Origin of the sequence: Paraliobacillus zengyii, assembly GCF_003268595.1 — a bacterium.
In the GTDB taxonomy this organism is placed as follows: Bacteria; Bacillota; Bacilli; order Bacillales; family Amphibacillaceae; genus Paraliobacillus_A; species Paraliobacillus_A zengyii.
In genome coordinates this window covers 1594498-1610989 of record NZ_CP029797.1, presented here as the reverse complement: position 1 = coordinate 1610989, position 16492 = coordinate 1594498, and the positions used below count along the sequence as shown (strand labels likewise).

Here is a 16492-nt window from a genome sequence, read left to right as displayed (position 1 = left end):
TAAAAGCACTTATTCTTGTTTTAAACGTTTTTCTATTGCATGTTTAGCAACTTTTCTATCATCAAAGTCTAACGTTTGTGGACCAATAATTTGATATGTTTCATGGCCTTTTCCAGCAATTAATATCATATCATTTCTTTTGGCCAAAGCAATACTTTTTTCTATAGCTTCTTTGCGATCGATAATAACGTCGTAATTATTCATATCGATTCCTCTAATCATATCTTCAATGATTACGGAAGGGTCTTCAGAACGTGGATTGTCAGAAGTGAAAATCGCATGGGTAGCATAATTAACAGCTATATTCGCCATTAAAGGACGTTTTGTTTTATCACGATCACCGCCGCAACCAACCACAACATAGATATCACCTTCTGCAAACCCTCGCATAGTCTGCAATACATTTTCAAGTGAATCCGGCGTATGTGCATAATCAACAACTACACCATATGTTTGACCAATTTGAACAGGTTCAAATCTGCCACTTACACCTGCTGTTTCTTCTAATGCCTCTTTAATTATCTTTAAAGGAATGTTGGATAATAAAGCGGTAGCTACAGCCGCCAGCATATTATATATACTGAATTTACCCATTAACTTACTAGAAATAGCTATGTTCCCTTTATAAGTAACCAGTTCAAAGGACGTACCGTTTGCATTTAATTCTAGGTTCGTTGCACGGACATCCGCTTCATTGTCTATACCATACGTAACTACAGGCTGTGTTGTCGCATTGATAAACTTTTCACTATACTCATCATCTTGATTAATTACGGCATATTTAGGTTTTTTTGGATCATATCGGTTTCCCAATTGTTGAAATAGGCGACTCTTAGCTTGAAAATAACTCTCCATACTATCATGATAATCCAAATGGTCTTGTGATAAATTCGTATAGACTGCAATATTAAAATCACACCCATTAACTCTTCCCATTTCTAAAGCGTGTGAGGACACTTCCATAATAGCTGTTTCTACTCCACTATCTATCATCTCTTTAAAACCTTTTTGTAAAAAGGAAGCTTCAGGTGTTGTGTTTGCAACAGGAACTTTTCTTTCTCCTATTTTCATCTGAATCGTTCCAATTACTCCTGTTTTTTGTTGGTTTTTTTGAAAAATTGCATCTAAGAGATACGTAACACTTGTCTTTCCATTCGTACCAGTAATACCAATAAGTTGTAGCGCTTGTGTCGGATTATCATAATAGCTATTAGCTAAAAGTCCGACAGCTTTAATCGTATCACGAACATATATAACTGGAATGTTGATTCCATCTAACGGTTTTTCAGCTACTATTGCATGAGCACCATTCGCTTCAGCCTGTTTAGCAAAATTGTGTCCATCAACTGTATAGCCATCAATACAAATAAATAAGTTACCTTTTTGTACTTCTCTAGAATCGATTGTTACACCGTTTATATTTATATTATCTAATGTCTGATTCAATTGGTATACAGGAATAATGTCTAGAACTTCTTGTAGTTTTTTCATCGCTTTCACCCTTACTATCTTTACTGATTATTTATAAGTTATTTATAGTTTTCTTCACAACTTCTTTAGTATAACAAATTTAGTCTTAATCTTCATGATTAATCGTATCTATTTTTAATCAGAAAAGTATAGACGAACTGTTTCTCCTTCTTCTAATTTCGTTCCGGCTGCCGGATCCTGCTCAATTACTTTATCTCCTTCACCCGATGCTTCTATCGAAAGATTAATTAAGTATTCTTGTAATTCATTACGAGACACGCCAATTAAATCTGGCACCTCAACTAACGGTTGATCTGGCCACTGATATTCTTTCTCTAAACCTTCTGTAGTTGTAGGTACGCCCATAGCACGTAGACTATCCTCCATTATATTTCCAACAATTGGAGCAGCTACCACTCCACCAAATTGAACAGTGTCCTTCGGGTTGTCGATAGCTAAATAGACAACAATTTCTGGGTCATTAGCAGGAGCGAATCCAATAAAAGAAACGATATGATTATCCGCCATATACTGTCCATCTTCTCCAACTTTTTGGGCAGTTCCTGTTTTACCACCTACTCGATATCCTTCTACATAAGCACCTCTACCAGTTCCTTTTGCCACAACACTTTCTAAAGCCTCACGTATTTGGATAGAAGTTTCATTTGAAATTACCTGTCTTTTCAAGGTAGGTTCAACTGTTTCCACACTTTCACCTGTTACTGGATCCAACCATTCTGCAGCAACATATGGTTCATATAAATATCCACCGTTTACTGCTGCTGAGACCGCCATAACTTGTTGAATTGGCGTTACTGATACACCTTGACCAAATGAAGTAGTAGCTAGTTCAACAGGTCCTACTTGATCTAAGTTAAATAATATCCCATTCTCTTCACCAAATAAATCAACGCCAGTCTTTTGTCCAAAACCAAAATCATCTATATAGGAAAACAGTTTTTCTTTACCAATTTTTTGACCTAAAGAAATAAAACCAGGGTTACATGAATTTTGGACAACTTCTAAGTAAGTTTGTTGGCCATGACCACCACTTTTCCAACAGTGTAATGTCGCACCGCCTACTTCCATACTTCCATCATCAAAAAATTCATCTTCCTCTAAATCAACAACTTCTTCTTCCAACGCTGCAGCTAATGTGATAATTTTAAAGGTGGAACCAGGTTCATATGTGCTCCAAATTGGTAAATTTCGATTATAAATATCTGCATCTACAGATTGATAATCTTCTGGATCAAAATTAGGCCTTGAAGCCATTGCAAGAATACCACCTGTATCAGGATCAACTGCTATCGCTAATGCGCCATCTGGATTATACGTTGCTTCCGCTTGATCCAGCTCTCTTTCTATAATTGTTTGAACTTTCGCATCAATAGACAATTTCATATCCAAACCATCAGTTGGCGCTTGATACGTATCTGCTAAACTGGGTAATCGTTGACCTTTAGCATCAGAATAGAATGATAGACTTCCTTTTTCTCCGCTGAGCTCTTCATCATAATATAACTCTAGTCCCATTAACCCTTGATTATCTATTCCACTAAAACCTAACACATGTGAAAGATAATCGCCATTGGGATAATATCGTTTCGTATCTTTAGCAACGTAAACCCCATCTAAAGCTAGCGTTTGAACCGCCTCTGCTTGTTCTTCTGTAACCTTTCTTCCGGCGTTAAATCGCACGATACTCGTGTTTTTCGTTAATTCTAATAACATGTCTTCTTCCGATATTTCTAAGATATTGCTTAGTAATGTTGCAGCTCTTTCTGAATCTTTGATTTGTCTCGGAACAACCATAATCGTAGGGGCTGTAACATTTTCTGCTAACACTAAGCCATTCTTGTCCAAGATTTGACCACGCTCAGCTTCAAAATCAATGTCCCTACTCCATGAAGCTTCCGCTTTATCCATCAGCTCGTCACCCATTATGAACTGAACATAACCCAAGCGAATCGTTATTACTAAAAACAAAAGAAAAGCAAAAAGAAATACAGTGACAATTCGTTTTCGCATCGTTACATTTGATACACGTTTCATGGCTTAATAACTCCTCACATTATCCAAGTAAAGTTGTATCTAGTATATGTAAATGTTAAACGAATAGAACACTGCATCACTTTGAATGCTTCACTCTAATTAATCATTTTCTGATGTTGTTTCTTCTTCTGACTCATCTTCTGACTCTTCTTCAGTATTCTCAGGTGGCGAAAATTCAACCATCATATAGGTGTTTTCCCCTATATCTGATCCAGTTTTGACACTTTGAGAGGTGGCGTAACCACTTCCTATATATTCTAAATCCAGATCAACTAATTCACCTAACTCGATAACATTGCGCAATGACCAACCAGTAATGTTTGGCATCGTTGGATTATCTGTAACTAACAAGATATGTTCACCAGATACCACTTTCTCGCCAGATGTAACAGATGAAGCTGTAACCGACTCGCCATTACCAATCATGGTAACTTTCAGATCGTTTTCTTCTAAATTTGCTTTGACTTCGTCTACAGATTCTCCTATAACTTCTGGAAATGTATAAGTTGCAACAGTTTCTTGTTCTTCTTTATCAGGTTGAATATTTAAGTAATGTAAACTATTCTCCATAACATTTTTAAAAATGTAAGAAACAGGAGCAGACCCTGCTTCTCCTACTTCTAGTTCAGGCTGTTGTACCGTAATGTACATAATAAGCTCTGGATCTTCCTTCGGTGCCATCCCTAAAAAGGAAAAGATATAATTATTAGCCCCAGTTAAATATCCACCCTGAGAAAGTTGTGCTGTACCTGTTTTACCAGCAACAGAATAATCAGATAAATTATAAATATTATGGGCTGTTCCATCTTCTTCGGTTACAACTGTTTCTAATATATCAAGTACTTGGTTTGCCGTCTCCTCAGATATCGGATTGCCTACTACCTCTGATTCTGTTTCTTCAACAATTTGGCCAGTTTCACTATCCGTTATTTTTGATATCACGTATGGCTTCATCATATTACCATCATTAGCTAGTGCTGTAGCTGCTTGAATGAGTTGAATTGGCGTAACAGTTGAGCCTTGACCATAAGCAGTGGTTAACTTCTCAATCGTATAATTATACAGTATTGTCCCTGCCTGCTCTCTAGGTAAATCAATCCCCGTATTTTGGTCGAAATGAAACGCATTTAAGTATTCTAAAAACGTTTCTGTTCCCATCTTCTCCCAGACTAACTTAGACACAGCAACGTTTGAAGATCGTCGAATACCCTCATCAAATGGTATCAAACCCCATGATTGATTATAATCTGTAATTGGTTTTTCAATTTCATCAATTTTATAACTTCCAGATTCATAGAGTTCATCACCATTATAGACGCCTTCTTCAATTGCTGCAGCTAAAGTAAAAGCTTTCATAGTAGAACCAGGTTCAATTGGCGTCGATACCACATCATTATACCAATTCTCAACGTTTTCAAGGTCATTTGGATTATAACTTGGCCTGTTACTCATCGCTAATATTTCTCCCGTTTTTGGATCAATGACTGTGGCAGTAATACGTGCAGGATTGTAATCTTCTACCACTTGTGACATTGCATCCTCTAGGAATGTTTGAATTTTTTGGTCAATTGTTAGGTAAACATTGTCCCCATCTTCTTCTTCTTGAATAATTTCATCAGGGTCTAGTAATTTAGTATTGTATTTATCCCGTTTATACGAAATTGAACCATTCGTTCCTTGTAAGTAATCATCTAATTGCGCTTCAATACCTGTTATACCAGTAATAATTGAATCATCATTTTTTTGGGCAAGACCGATTATCTGAGAAGCGAAAGTACCATTTGGATAATAACGCTTTGCTTCTTCATCGAAATTTATTCCTGGTAAATCGAGTGCTTCAATATCCAACTTCACTTCTTGACTTAACTGACTACCATTTGCACCAAATTCTACTTGAAATTTATCATTTTCTATACCCGTTTGAAGAACAGATTTAACTTCTGCTACTTCCATATCCAACAAAGGTGCTAATGCTTCTGCAGTCTTATCTACATTATCCACATGTTTGGGATTATCAAGGTTTGTAGAATAAGCCTCATCAACAATCGCATATAAGCTATATGTTGCCCGATCTTGCGCAAGATCCATGCCATTACGATCATAAATCGTTCCTCGGTTTGCTTCTATTGCGTAATTATTCGTCCTACGATCATCCGCCCATTCTTGTAAATCTATTCCCTGAATTTCACCAGTTGCTTGTATGTATAAAAAGCGACCAGATAGTGTTAAAAATATCACGACAAATATAAGTATGAATAGGTTTGCCATCGTCGATGTCGTTTTATTTTTCTTCACTTTTGATCACCCCATTACTGTCTATTCAGAAATTGTAGCTGTTTGCTTTACTTCTGTGTTTTGAATTTTCAATCCATTCTCTTTAGCAATACGAAGAATGCGATCAGGATTACTATATTCTTTTACTTGATATGTTAAATTAGCGTTGATCGTTTCTTGCTGTTCCACGGTACTTTCTAAGCTTTGTATATCTCGATTTAAAGCGTCTAAATTTGTACTAAACGATACAACATAAAATAATGTTGCTGCTGTAGCCAAAGAAAAAATAACATATAAAAACTTTTCTCCTGGTGTTATCCAACGTTGCGTAACATCTACCTTAACTTGTTTCTTTGTTTCCGTTTGTCGGTAGGTTTGTTCACTTCTTTCAGCCGCTGTTTGTTGCCAATTTCTTGCTTCACTAGCACTCATGCCTGATCCCGCCCTTCTTTAAAGAAAAATTGATCATTCCAAGGTTTTACTTTTTCAACGATACGTAACTTTGCAGAACGCGCCCGCCTATTGTTATCTAGTTCTTCTTCATCTGCCACAATTGGCTTTTTCGTAATTTGTTTAAATGGTGGTTGACTCGTCTCCGGTATAATTGGAATGTTTCTAGGAAGTGGTGGTAAAGAGCTCCACTTCTTAAAAGCCTGCTTACATATTCTGTCTTCTAACGAATGAAAAGTAATGACTGCAATTCTTCCACCAACAGATACAGACTCTGCTGCTTGATGTAAAACATCATAGAAAGCATGTAACTCGTCATTTACCGCAATACGAATCGCTTGAAATACACGCTTTGCAGGATGGCCACCAGTTCTTCTGGTAGCTGCAGGAATACCCTCTTTAATGATCTCTGCAAGCTCAACTGTAGATTCAATTGGTTTCTTTTGTCTTGCAGCTTCTATTTTACGAGCAACTTGTTTGGAAAACTTCTCTTCACCATATTTAAAAAAGATCCGAACTAGCGCTTCATACGACCACGTATTAACAACTTCATAAGCTGATGTTGTTTGTGTTTGATCCATTCTCATATCAAGTGGTGCATCATGTTGATAACTAAAGCCACGTTCACTTTGATCTAATTGAGGAGAGGATACACCAAGATCAAATAGAATACCATCTACTTCATCAATTTGATGTTCTGCCAAAACATCTTGTAAATATCTGAAATTCGAATGCACAAACAACATTTTATTGTCATGTGCAGCTAATCTCTTTTTTGCTGCTTCTAAAGCAATCTGATCTTGATCAAACGCTACTAGTAAGCCTTCGTCATTTAGCTTTTCAACTATTTTTTCAGCATGACCACCGGCCCCTAATGTGCCATCAACATATGTACCATTTGGGCGTATATTCAATCCTTCTACCGCTTGTAGCTGTAGCACACTTTCATGTTCAAACATTCTTCCACCTTCTTCTTTTAGTAAAACATCCTATTTTCTAGGTTTTAGATTACATTTATAATTTTAAAAGTCTATATCAAGCATATTTTCTGCAATTTCAGAAAAAGATTCTTCAGACTCTTCAACATAGCCTGTCCAAGCTTGATCTGACCAAATTTCTACTCGATTCGAAACACCAATAACGGCACATTCTTTATCTAATACAGCATATTTGCGTAGTGCTGCAGGAATATTTATTCTACCCTGCTTATCTACCTCACATTCAACTGCGCCAGAAAAGAAAAATCGTGTAAAGGCACGTGCATCTTTTTTTGTTAACGGTAATTTTTTTAACTTTTCTTCTAAAAGGCGCCATTCAGTCATTGGATAAGCAAATAAACATTGATCTAAACCTCGCGTAACAACAAAGGTTTCACCAAGCCCATCTCTGAATTTTGAAGGAACAATAATGCGACCCTTGGTATCAATATTATGTTTGTATTCTCCCATAAACATATAGATCGCCCACCTTTTTTTCTATCTTACCACAACCCCCCACTATCCTCCACCATTTTTTTAATTTAGTAACATTCCTTTTAGATTTATTGGCTTTTAGCGATGGTTTGAGCTAGTTTAGTAAATAATGTAAGACTTATACACAGATAAAAAAGGGCGCTAACCATGAGGTTAGCGCCCTTTTTATCAGCTTCATTATTATTTAGTGGTAAGATGTGGGGATCATAGTGTAACAGAATAATGAAAGTGTCTAAACGTATACGGTTGATTAATTATATCTCTAATCCAATTTTCTCCAAATTGGTTTATGAAGGAAACTGCATTCCATGACCTTTCTTGTAAACCATTATTAGGATGCAACGTAACATGTACCCTATCAAACATTTCAATCGTTTGATCGTGTCTTCCTACCACATTTTTTTCTAGAGATTCATGTAAGTAATCTATACTTTGTAAGAGATATTCCAAATTTTTATCTGCCAAATTCTCAAGATCTGGTCCCATTGATTTCGCAACATCTCGCAAAGGCTGGTGAATATGATCTATCGACTGTTTCACCTGTTCAACTAACGTACCTAGTGGCGGATTTAATTGAGAGCCTAGCCAAGTTAATTTATCTTGTAACGCTCCTGTTCGAATTACTTCTCCAACATCCATACCATGTTGCTTTATCTTTTTCTCTGTCTTACGATCCAGCAACGTGAATGAAAGTCTTGGTAACACTGGTGGCATCTTGTACCCTATTGCATGAAATGCAGGTTTTAAAATGGACCAATAACCTAATTCACCTGGTCCAGCCATAAACGCAAGAGTGGGGAATAAACACTCCTGCATCAATGGTCTCGTTACCACATTATTGCTCAACAATTCAGGATTATTTTCAGCTATTTCTATTAATTCAGATGTTGTAAATTGACATTCTTTATTTTTACCAGACCACTTATCTTTATCCGTTTTCACTAGTAAAATCCGCTCTCCATTTAAATGATAAAATAAGTGACCGTCTTCCTCATTGACATCAACAGATATAGAATAACCGTTTTTTTTCGTCGTTTGCAAACTTTGATATACATCCTTGCTTATCTCTGGTTGATGCTTAATCATCGCTTGAAAATGCTTTTTCTCTAATTGACGTACCATCGGATTACCAGAGTCTATTAACACTAACCCTTCTCCTTGAAATAGTACACTCGTAATTTCCGCGAAAAAGTCAACATAAGTATCCGAATGGCTTAATGCCTGTTTTACTTGTTTGTAGATTCTTTTCGTATGTATTGTTTCATCCAATTCTTTAAAAAGAGATTCTAACCAATCACTAGCCAGTTGATTATCTAGCGGTAATAGTGACATAGATTGCTTTTGTTTCACATAGTGCGCAATTTTATGTTTTCTCATTTTACCTTGTTCTTGTGCTACCATAATATGATTAATTTCCGCAAAATCATGATCTTCCCCTGCAATCCAAAATACTGGAATGACCGGAATCCCTAATTCGTCTTCTTGCTTTTTAGCAAAGGCAATAATTGAAATCATTTTGTGAATCGTATAAAGAGGCCCTGTTAAAAGTCCTGCTTGTTGACCACCAATAACAGTGACACTTGTTGGATCTTTTAGACGTTCTATATTGGCAAAGACAGCTTCATCTGCATGCCATTTTTTATTTAGGTGTTTTAATACAGAAACAAGTCGATCTCGATCATAAGCTTGATTATGTAAGTCGAATACACGTTGTTTCATTGTTTCTTCCATAAATGGATCATAATCAAATTGTTGCATAATCTCTTCTTTTTGTTGATAATAATCTTCTAATAACTTACTATGCGCTAATGTTATGGGATTAATGTACACAAGTACCTGCTCCTTCTGTTATGGGTTCTTCTATTTATGCTAGATTATAAGTAATTACGATTGAAATAGTATTACATGGTGATAATAAGTTCCATTATGATACCTGTTAATCCAAGTAAGACATAGGCAACCAAAAAGAAAAGAAACATAGAACGCCAAAACAATTTAAAAGCGTGTCTAAAAATAACTTCATGCGTGAATTTCCACTGTAAAATAACAAAACTCATCAATACTACTAACAAAAAAAGAATGATTATACCGACATAAGATGACTGGAATAAGTGTTTTAACATAATCATAACAGAAATAATGTAAAATAGCGTAGAATATGCAATGCTACTATGCAATACCTTTTTGGGATGTTTATATATTCTTTTGAATATGTAATAAAGTCCAACTGTAACTAATATAGGGAATGTAATGCTAATTGCAAATAGGTATGCAATGATGTGTGACATCTACTTCAACCCACTAACTTTGATTTTTACACTACGAATGCACGCTTGTTTTTTTATAGAACAAACTAGTTATAAATACCAGTTAAACCGAGCTAATTATGACACTTTTCTTAGAGACGCGTCAAGATAATAGCTCTATTTATATACACTCAATTCACTCATTGTATTTATATTTCCATACCTTAGCATATAATATTGTCATTTATCCGTCTAGTGCAAACTAGTTATTCCTCTTTTTTAGCAAATAAAAAGCCTTGCAAACTTTCTACAAGGTCTATAACTTAATAGTAGGTTTATCAAAATTTCCCCATAATCGTTGCATTTCATTAAAAGCCTCTTCATATTTCTCTAGTTGTTTTTTTAACGCTTTATTTTCATCTATTATGTCATGAACTTGTTGATAATCAATAGTTTGCTTTTGTTCAATCGCATCATAATTACCTTTTACTTTTTCTAAGATAGAAATCGCGGCCTCTAACGTTAGATGCTGATTCATTTCTGTCGGAAGATATATTGACTCATGAGGTTGTTTTTTTCTTTCTTTTTTAGCTAAATCAATTGCTTGTTGATACTGTTTTCGTATCGAAGCATTCCACCTAAAACCGCAAGCTGCTGGCGTTCTAACTAACCTTTTACCAACTTCTTTAAATGCCTCTAATTGTGTTTTACCATTACGTATATAGCGTAATACCGTCTCCGCTAAAAGCGCATCTTCATCCTGTGACCACGCATCTTGTCTAGTCGTACTCATTTTATTCCCCCTCCTATTACTTTTGCTATTACTATATGCAAAAAATAGGAGTGCTAGAATCAAACCTGTCTATTTTAATAGCAGAATTTTAAACGTCATCGTTTTAAAAACAAGTAGAACAGTATCCTATTATGTTGTTAAAGCAACATAGTTTATCAATAGAATTTGACAAACAAAAAAGATGACAGGAAGTCCCTGCCATCTTTTCAACGTTCTATTGTTCTACTACTTGTTTACCATCATATTGTCCGCAAGCTTTGCAAACATGGTGAGGTTTAGTAAGTTCACCACAATTCGAACATACAATCATACCCGGTACATGTAATTTTTTATGTGTACGACGTTGATTTTTAACTTTTTTAGACGTTTTTCTTTTTGGTACAGCCATGTCTTACACCTCCTTCACTTACGAAACGAAAATCTTCCCTTACTATATCAAACATTAAGGCAAGGAAGTGGCATTAGTTTAAATCACTTTACCTTATTGATTTTCTTTGTTTTCTTTATCTAATAGAAATTGTAATTTTCTCATACGAGGATCAATCGTTTCCTCTTTTTTTTCTTCGAGAACAAGTTCCCATCCATTACCTGAAGTTAACGCGTGTTCTTCTAATTCTTTCTCACTAGCAAAAACACGTAAAGGAATTTTCAATATCACATTCTCCATGATATAAGGATCAAGGTCAAGTAATTCTCCATCAACTGGATGAATTTCTGAATCATCCTCTTCATTGTAATAAGGACTAATAGAAAAAAGTTCTGTTGCTTCTAATTCAAATGGATATTCGACATCGATTAATGTTCTCGCACATGGTAGGACCATCATACCTTTTAGTGTCATTTGACACGTTATCTGATCACCTTGTGCTGTAAGACTTCCCTTAACTAAAACAGGATCGATCCTTCTAATATCATTGTTCCACGTTTCAATTTCCGAAATATCTACTTTTTCGTCAAATTGAATAACTTCAGAACGAATTATCTTTTGAATAGAAATTTTCATTTGTATCACCTCAAGGCACATCGTTTATTGTAAAAGGAAATTGGTTGTTTGTCAACATTTTTTCTTTACACTTCGATGTGATTTTTTTATTACTTACTTGCTATGGTACAATACTATCCAGAAGGAGTGAAATCTATGCAAGCTTGTGGCATTATTGTAGAGTATAATCCCTTTCATTACGGACATCAATATCATGTGAAGCAGGCAAAAGAACAAACAGATGCAACATGTGTCATCGCCTGTATGAGCGGAAACTTTCTACAAAGAGGCGAACCTGCAATTGTTGATAAGTTTATGCGGGCCCGCATGGCAATTGATCAAGGTGTCGATATTGTCATTGAATTACCATATGCTAGTGCAGTACAACATAGTGACAATTTCGCTTCTGGTGCAATTGCATTATTAAACGAACTAAAAGTTTCGTCTATTTGTTTTGGTAGTGAACAAGGAAATATAGATTCCTTTCATCAAGCATATCAAATTTTAGAAGAAAATAAAATCGAATTCAATGCTATTATTAAAAATGAGTTGTCCTTAGGAAAATCCTATCCTGTAGCAAATAATAGAGCCTTTCAAAAAATCGGCTTAACAACCAACACGAATGGCCTTGATCTTAGTAAACCAAATAACATTTTAGGCTTTAGTTACGTAAAAAGTATTCACAAAATTAATCCATTAATTAAAGCTATCACGATTAAAAGAGTACAAAGTGATTACCATGATCAAGTTATTAAGCATCCATATGCTAGTGCTACGAGCATTCGGAAAGGTTTATTAGATCGACATGACATTTCAGATGACGTGTCACAGTCTTTACCAGAAAGTACTCAACAGTATCTAACAGCTTATAAGGAACAAACAGGTATTTGGCACACCTGGGAAGCTTATTTTTCATTCCTACAATACCGTGTAGCCACTATGTCTTTAGAAGCGTTGCAAATGATCCAAGGTGTAGATGAAGGGATGGAGTATCGGTTAAAAAAGACCGTCCACGAAGTAACGAGTTTCAAGCAATGGCTCACAGCATTACATACAAAACGTTTTACTAATACGCGTATACAACGTATGTTTGTTCATATTTTAACCCATACAACAAAGAATGAGATCAAACAAATCCAATTTGAACAGTCTATTCCTTACATTCGTTTACTTGGTATGTCGGAACAAGGAAAGATTCATTTGAATAACACGAAGAAAGAACGTCTCGTACCAATTGTGACGCAATTAAGTCGTAACTTATCACAAATGTTAGCATTAGATGAACGAGCAAGTGATGCCTATTACACGGTATTACCTGCCACAATGCGCAACCAAATGCGTAAACAAGAATTTAATCCACCATACATGAAATGAAATGTTCTTAAATGAACTTATTTCGTAAACTTAATTACTTGTTACTCAACTTTAGCAGAGTAAAAGTGGCAGATATGTCTTAGCATAACTAGAAAGTCTCATAATACAAATTTGAAGTTGACTTCGTATCCCTTTCGTAAGTATCATAGTGCTTTGACTGACGAACTTGAACGAACGAAACTACGACATAGATTATAAAGGTTATGCTATATAATTCCTTGTTAATCTGTCGCTGCAGAAAAACACTCGCTTTCCATGGGGAACGCTTCAGCCTCCTCGTGAGCAAAAAACGCTCACTGCGGGGTCTTCAGACTGTTCCTTTCCCATAGGAGTCTCGCATTTTTCCTTCGCTAATTTGTGTTAACATTTCCATTTCACCATTATAAGATCCTTACCCGCTTCGTCAGCAAACGATCTTGATGTGGCGAGTAATCGCAGGTCCAAAAGTCTCTTTCCGAGTGGATCATCAACTTGTGGGATTGGGATTACTCATCCCACCCTAAAACATTTGCTGTTCCCACAGGACAAGGAATGCTTCTAAGAGTTCACATCGCACGAAAATCGTTTTTTATTTTCGAGGAGTGTCATCCATTTGCTTTCTTCGCTTGATAGCGTACCTTTTCGACATGTGATTAATTTATGCTCTCTAATATTACTGTGTAATAAACTAGCGTATCAAGTGAAATTGGCGACACTCCTGCAGGAACAGCGCGGGCTGAAGATCCACTCGGAAACGTTCTTAGTTTTCGAGTTAGCTGAAGCCGTGCCTGCGGAAAGGGAGTCAATTTCACTTGAGGAGCGGGGCAGGAAATTCTATTAAGTCTCAGTTGATGGAAAATGCGATACAACATTTTAACAAAAGATAAATTGCTTTAGGTACGACAGCTTTTAATAATACAGAACCCCCATTAGTCATACTAATGGGGGTTCATGTTCTATTCTAGATTTTCTAAATAAGTAATGGCGTCTTCAAATGTGTCTACTGGCACAATTTCCATCTCTGTATCGATTTCATTAGCTGTTTCCAGTGCAACTTGATAATTTGAATCTTCAGCTCCACCTTGATTTGGTGCAAAGAAGATCGTACATCCCTCTTTATCAGCAGCGATTACTTTCTTATCAATACCACCAATAGGTAAAACATCTCCTTCATAGCTAATTTCTCCTGTACCTGCTATCTCTTGTCCTTTTGTAAGATCCTCTTCTGTTAATTGATCATATATTTCTAAAGAAAACATTAATCCAGCACTAGGTCCACCGATTTCACCACTTGTAAATGTAATTTCAGGATCAACCGTAACTTCTCTATTGGTAACAAGTTGAATCCCAATGCCTACTTGATCAGGGTTATCAGGAAATTCGGCTAATGTAACCACTTCATTTATTTGTTCTTCTTCTCTATCAATCGTTAAAGAAATTTCTTCACCAACTTGCATGCCACTTACCATTTCGATTAATTCATCAGCATCTTTAATTACTTGATCATTTATCTCTGTTATTTTATCGCCTGTTTCTAACTTATCAAAAGCTGGCATATCTTCTAAAACTGAAACAACATATACCCCTTCATAAGAAATATCTATCTCCTGATCTGCTGCTTGGTAGGCAACAACAGTAGATGCCTCTTGTGAACTTTCCATCATTTGTAGTTGAGCTTGAAAGTATTCTTCTTGACTAATCCCCTCTGGAAATACATCTTCCAAACGTTCAATATCTTGATGAGGTTGCATTAAAGCCCATATATATTGTAAAGGCGTTGCTTGTCCACCCCTTACCGTTACTAAGTGCATGTCTCCTTCACTTTCATATCCATCGGCTACTTCAACAACGGGACTAAGCGCATCTGCTCCACCAGGTTTATATATGTAATACGGTAGTCGATAAGCAACTAGAAAAGCAATGACAATCATTAATACACTATAAATTATAATCTTTTTCTTATTCCAATTCATTTTTTCCCCCACTTGTCTGTTAGTTTACTATTTACTTTATGCCTTTTCTATTTTAGATAGACTTTTTATCTATTCTTAAGCATAAAAAAAAGCGGTACTTGCGTATACATTGTTATAGAGGCTTGGACAAGAGAAACTATACTTATTCTACTATTATTTAATTTAGAAGTACAGAATAGTGAAAGCGAATTAGGAGGCATAAAACAATTGAAATCAAAAACGAAGTCAGGCTTCTTAGCAAGCATAGCACTATTTGTTGCTGTAGCGCTGATTACTTTTCCAAAAGATGCACTAGAAGCAAGTATACGCGGAATTGATATGTGGTGGGGAACAGTTTTCCCTTCTTTACTTCCTTTTTTTGTTACAGCAGAGTTATTAATTGGTTTTGGTGTGGTTCGTTTTATTGGCGTTTTATTTGAACCAATCATGCGTCCTGTATTTAATGTCCCTGGGGTTGGAAGCTTTGTCTGGGCAATGGGCATGGCAAGCGGCTATCCATCTGGCGCTAAATTAACAGCAAGACTGCGACAAGAAAAACAATTAACTAAAATAGAAGCAGAACGGTTAGTCTCTTTTACTAACGCTTCAAATCCTTTGTTTATTATTGCAGCAGTATCAGTTGGCTTCTTTCATGATGCCTCACTAGGATTTCTGCTTGCTGTCGTACATTATTCCAGTAATGCACTTGTTGGTGTGTGCATGCGTTTTTACGGTAAGGAGAAAGAGCTTAAACCAAGATATAGAGTGAAAGGACTTGCCATTGGTAGAGCATTTAGTGAACTGCATGAGACACGATTAAAAGATAGTAGACCTTTTGGTAAAATTTTTGGTGATGCTATCACGCAATCCGTACAAACATTATTAATGATTGGTGGATTTATCATTATGTTTTCTGTGTTTACCGCACTACTTCACGCTATTGGTCTAGCAACCTTTATTTCTAATGGGATCGGCGTGGTACTTGTAGCTTTTAATTTACCAAGCGAACTAGCATTACCATTATTCTCAGGTCTCTTTGAAATTACACTTGGTGCCCAAATGATTGCTAATACAAATATGACCGATCTTTTACCACAAGCTGTTATTTTAAGTTTTATCTTTGCTTTTAATGGTTTTTCCGTACAAGCACAAGTAGCTAGCATACTAGCAGAAACAGATATTCGCTTCATCCCCTACTTTTTCGCAAGAATTTTACATGGTATATTTGCAAGTTGCTTAGTTATTTTACTATTTCCGTATTTATATTCCAATCAAGCACTAGAAACAAGAAAATTAATTCCTGCTTTCTTATCAACGGAAACACAAGGATCTTTCCAATTGTATACAGCTATCCAAGAATACGGACCAATTATCACACTAGCTTCCCTTTTCGTTGCATTTTTAATTCTTCTTAGTCGGATTCGAGCCCAAAAAAACAGCTAATC

The 16492-nt window shown here is 35.9% G+C and carries 14 protein-coding genes; 2 read left to right on the top strand and 12 right to left on the bottom strand.

Translation table 11 applies throughout. The features are described from left to right. Positions 1–9 precede the first annotated feature (9 nt). From DM447_RS08190 to DM447_RS08140, 11 genes are all read right to left on the bottom strand, one after another. Positions 10–1491, bottom strand: a complete 1482-nt coding sequence (locus DM447_RS08190) for a UDP-N-acetylmuramoyl-L-alanyl-D-glutamate--2,6-diaminopimelate ligase (protein WP_112180754.1) — start codon at positions 1489–1491, stop codon at positions 10–12. Positions 1492–1605: 114 nt separating this feature from the next. Continuing rightward, positions 1606–3525 carry a stage V sporulation protein D gene (locus DM447_RS08185; RefSeq protein ID WP_112180753.1) on the bottom strand — a complete coding sequence of 640 codons (1920 nt, stop codon included), beginning with the start codon at positions 3523–3525 and terminating at the stop codon, positions 1606–1608. Between the two features lie 99 nt (positions 3526–3624). Continuing rightward, positions 3625–5820 (bottom strand): penicillin-binding protein, encoded by a 2196-nt coding sequence (locus tag DM447_RS08180; RefSeq protein WP_416143260.1) that lies wholly within the window; start codon positions 5818–5820, stop codon positions 3625–3627. 21 nt (positions 5821–5841) lie between these two features. Then, positions 5842–6231: a cell division protein FtsL gene (gene ftsL, locus DM447_RS08175; protein WP_112180752.1), complete on the bottom strand. Its 390-nt coding sequence runs from the start codon at positions 6229–6231 to the stop codon at positions 5842–5844. After that, complete coding sequence (gene rsmH, locus DM447_RS08170; RefSeq protein ID WP_112180751.1) at positions 6228–7208, bottom strand: 16S rRNA (cytosine(1402)-N(4))-methyltransferase RsmH; 981 nt, start codon at positions 7206–7208, stop codon at positions 6228–6230. Before rsmH ends, ftsL begins: the two co-directional genes overlap by 4 nt. Positions 7209–7271: 63 nt before the next feature. Beyond that, the gene (gene mraZ, locus DM447_RS08165) at positions 7272–7703 is read right to left on the bottom strand and encodes a division/cell wall cluster transcriptional repressor MraZ (RefSeq protein WP_112180750.1); all 432 of its coding nucleotides are present in this window, start codon (positions 7701–7703) and stop codon (positions 7272–7274) included. A 222-nt stretch (positions 7704–7925) separates the two neighbouring features. After that, positions 7926–9551: a bacillithiol biosynthesis cysteine-adding enzyme BshC gene (bshC, locus tag DM447_RS08160; RefSeq protein ID WP_112180749.1), complete on the bottom strand. Its 1626-nt coding sequence runs from the start codon at positions 9549–9551 to the stop codon at positions 7926–7928. A 71-nt stretch (positions 9552–9622) separates the two neighbouring features. After that, complete coding sequence (locus DM447_RS08155; RefSeq protein ID WP_112180748.1) at positions 9623–10009, bottom strand: DUF3397 domain-containing protein; 387 nt, start codon at positions 10007–10009, stop codon at positions 9623–9625. Positions 10010–10283: 274 nt separating this feature from the next. Further along, positions 10284–10760 (bottom strand): RsfA family transcriptional regulator, encoded by a 477-nt coding sequence (locus DM447_RS08150; RefSeq protein ID WP_112180747.1) that lies wholly within the window; start codon positions 10758–10760, stop codon positions 10284–10286. Positions 10761–10974: 214 nt separating this feature from the next. Continuing rightward, complete coding sequence (rpmF, locus tag DM447_RS08145) at positions 10975–11148, bottom strand: 50S ribosomal protein L32 (RefSeq protein WP_112180746.1); 174 nt, start codon at positions 11146–11148, stop codon at positions 10975–10977. A gap of 93 nt (positions 11149–11241) precedes the next feature. Continuing rightward, the gene (locus tag DM447_RS08140; RefSeq protein WP_112180745.1) at positions 11242–11763 is read right to left on the bottom strand and encodes a YceD family protein; all 522 of its coding nucleotides are present in this window, start codon (positions 11761–11763) and stop codon (positions 11242–11244) included. Between the two features lie 135 nt (positions 11764–11898). On the opposite strand from DM447_RS08140, the gene DM447_RS08135 reads away from it, so the two are divergent. Continuing rightward, positions 11899–13116, top strand: a complete 1218-nt coding sequence (locus DM447_RS08135) for a nucleotidyltransferase (protein ID WP_112180744.1) — start codon at positions 11899–11901, stop codon at positions 13114–13116. 935 nt (positions 13117–14051) lie between these two features. Here DM447_RS08135 and DM447_RS08125 read toward each other — a convergent pair. Beyond that, a complete protein-coding gene (locus DM447_RS08125; RefSeq protein ID WP_112180742.1) occupies positions 14052–15068 on the bottom strand; it encodes a SepM family pheromone-processing serine protease in 1017 nt (338 codons plus the stop codon). A gap of 207 nt (positions 15069–15275) precedes the next feature. Between DM447_RS08125 and ylbJ the strand changes: the two genes are divergently transcribed. Then, on the top strand, positions 15276–16490 hold the full coding sequence (ylbJ, locus tag DM447_RS08120) for a sporulation integral membrane protein YlbJ (protein ID WP_112180741.1): 1215 nt from the start codon (positions 15276–15278) through the stop codon (positions 16488–16490). Positions 16491–16492: the final 2 nt, after the last annotated feature.

Excerpts from the sequence above, each read along its gene's own strand:
- DM447_RS08190 (WP_112180754.1), bottom strand. The coding sequence starts at position 1,491 with ATGAAAAAACTACAAGAAGTTCTAGACATTATTCCTGTATACCAATTG.
- DM447_RS08185 (WP_112180753.1), bottom strand. The coding sequence starts at position 3,525 with ATGAAACGTGTATCAAATGTAACGATGCGAAAACGAATTGTCACTGTA.
- ftsL (WP_112180752.1), bottom strand. The coding sequence starts at position 6,231 with ATGAGTGCTAGTGAAGCAAGAAATTGGCAACAAACAGCGGCTGAAAGA.
- rsmH (WP_112180751.1), bottom strand. The coding sequence starts at position 7,208 with ATGTTTGAACATGAAAGTGTGCTACAGCTACAAGCGGTAGAAGGATTG.
- mraZ (WP_112180750.1), bottom strand. The coding sequence starts at position 7,703 with ATGTTTATGGGAGAATACAAACATAATATTGATACCAAGGGTCGCATT.
- DM447_RS08155 (WP_112180748.1), bottom strand. The coding sequence starts at position 10,009 with ATGTCACACATCATTGCATACCTATTTGCAATTAGCATTACATTCCCT.
- DM447_RS08150 (WP_112180747.1), bottom strand. The coding sequence starts at position 10,760 with ATGAGTACGACTAGACAAGATGCGTGGTCACAGGATGAAGATGCGCTT.
- rpmF (WP_112180746.1), bottom strand. The coding sequence starts at position 11,148 with ATGGCTGTACCAAAAAGAAAAACGTCTAAAAAAGTTAAAAATCAACGT.
- DM447_RS08140 (WP_112180745.1), bottom strand. The coding sequence starts at position 11,763 with ATGAAAATTTCTATTCAAAAGATAATTCGTTCTGAAGTTATTCAATTT.
- DM447_RS08135 (WP_112180744.1), top strand. The coding sequence starts at position 11,899 with ATGCAAGCTTGTGGCATTATTGTAGAGTATAATCCCTTTCATTACGGA.
- DM447_RS08125 (WP_112180742.1), bottom strand. The coding sequence starts at position 15,068 with ATGAATTGGAATAAGAAAAAGATTATAATTTATAGTGTATTAATGATT.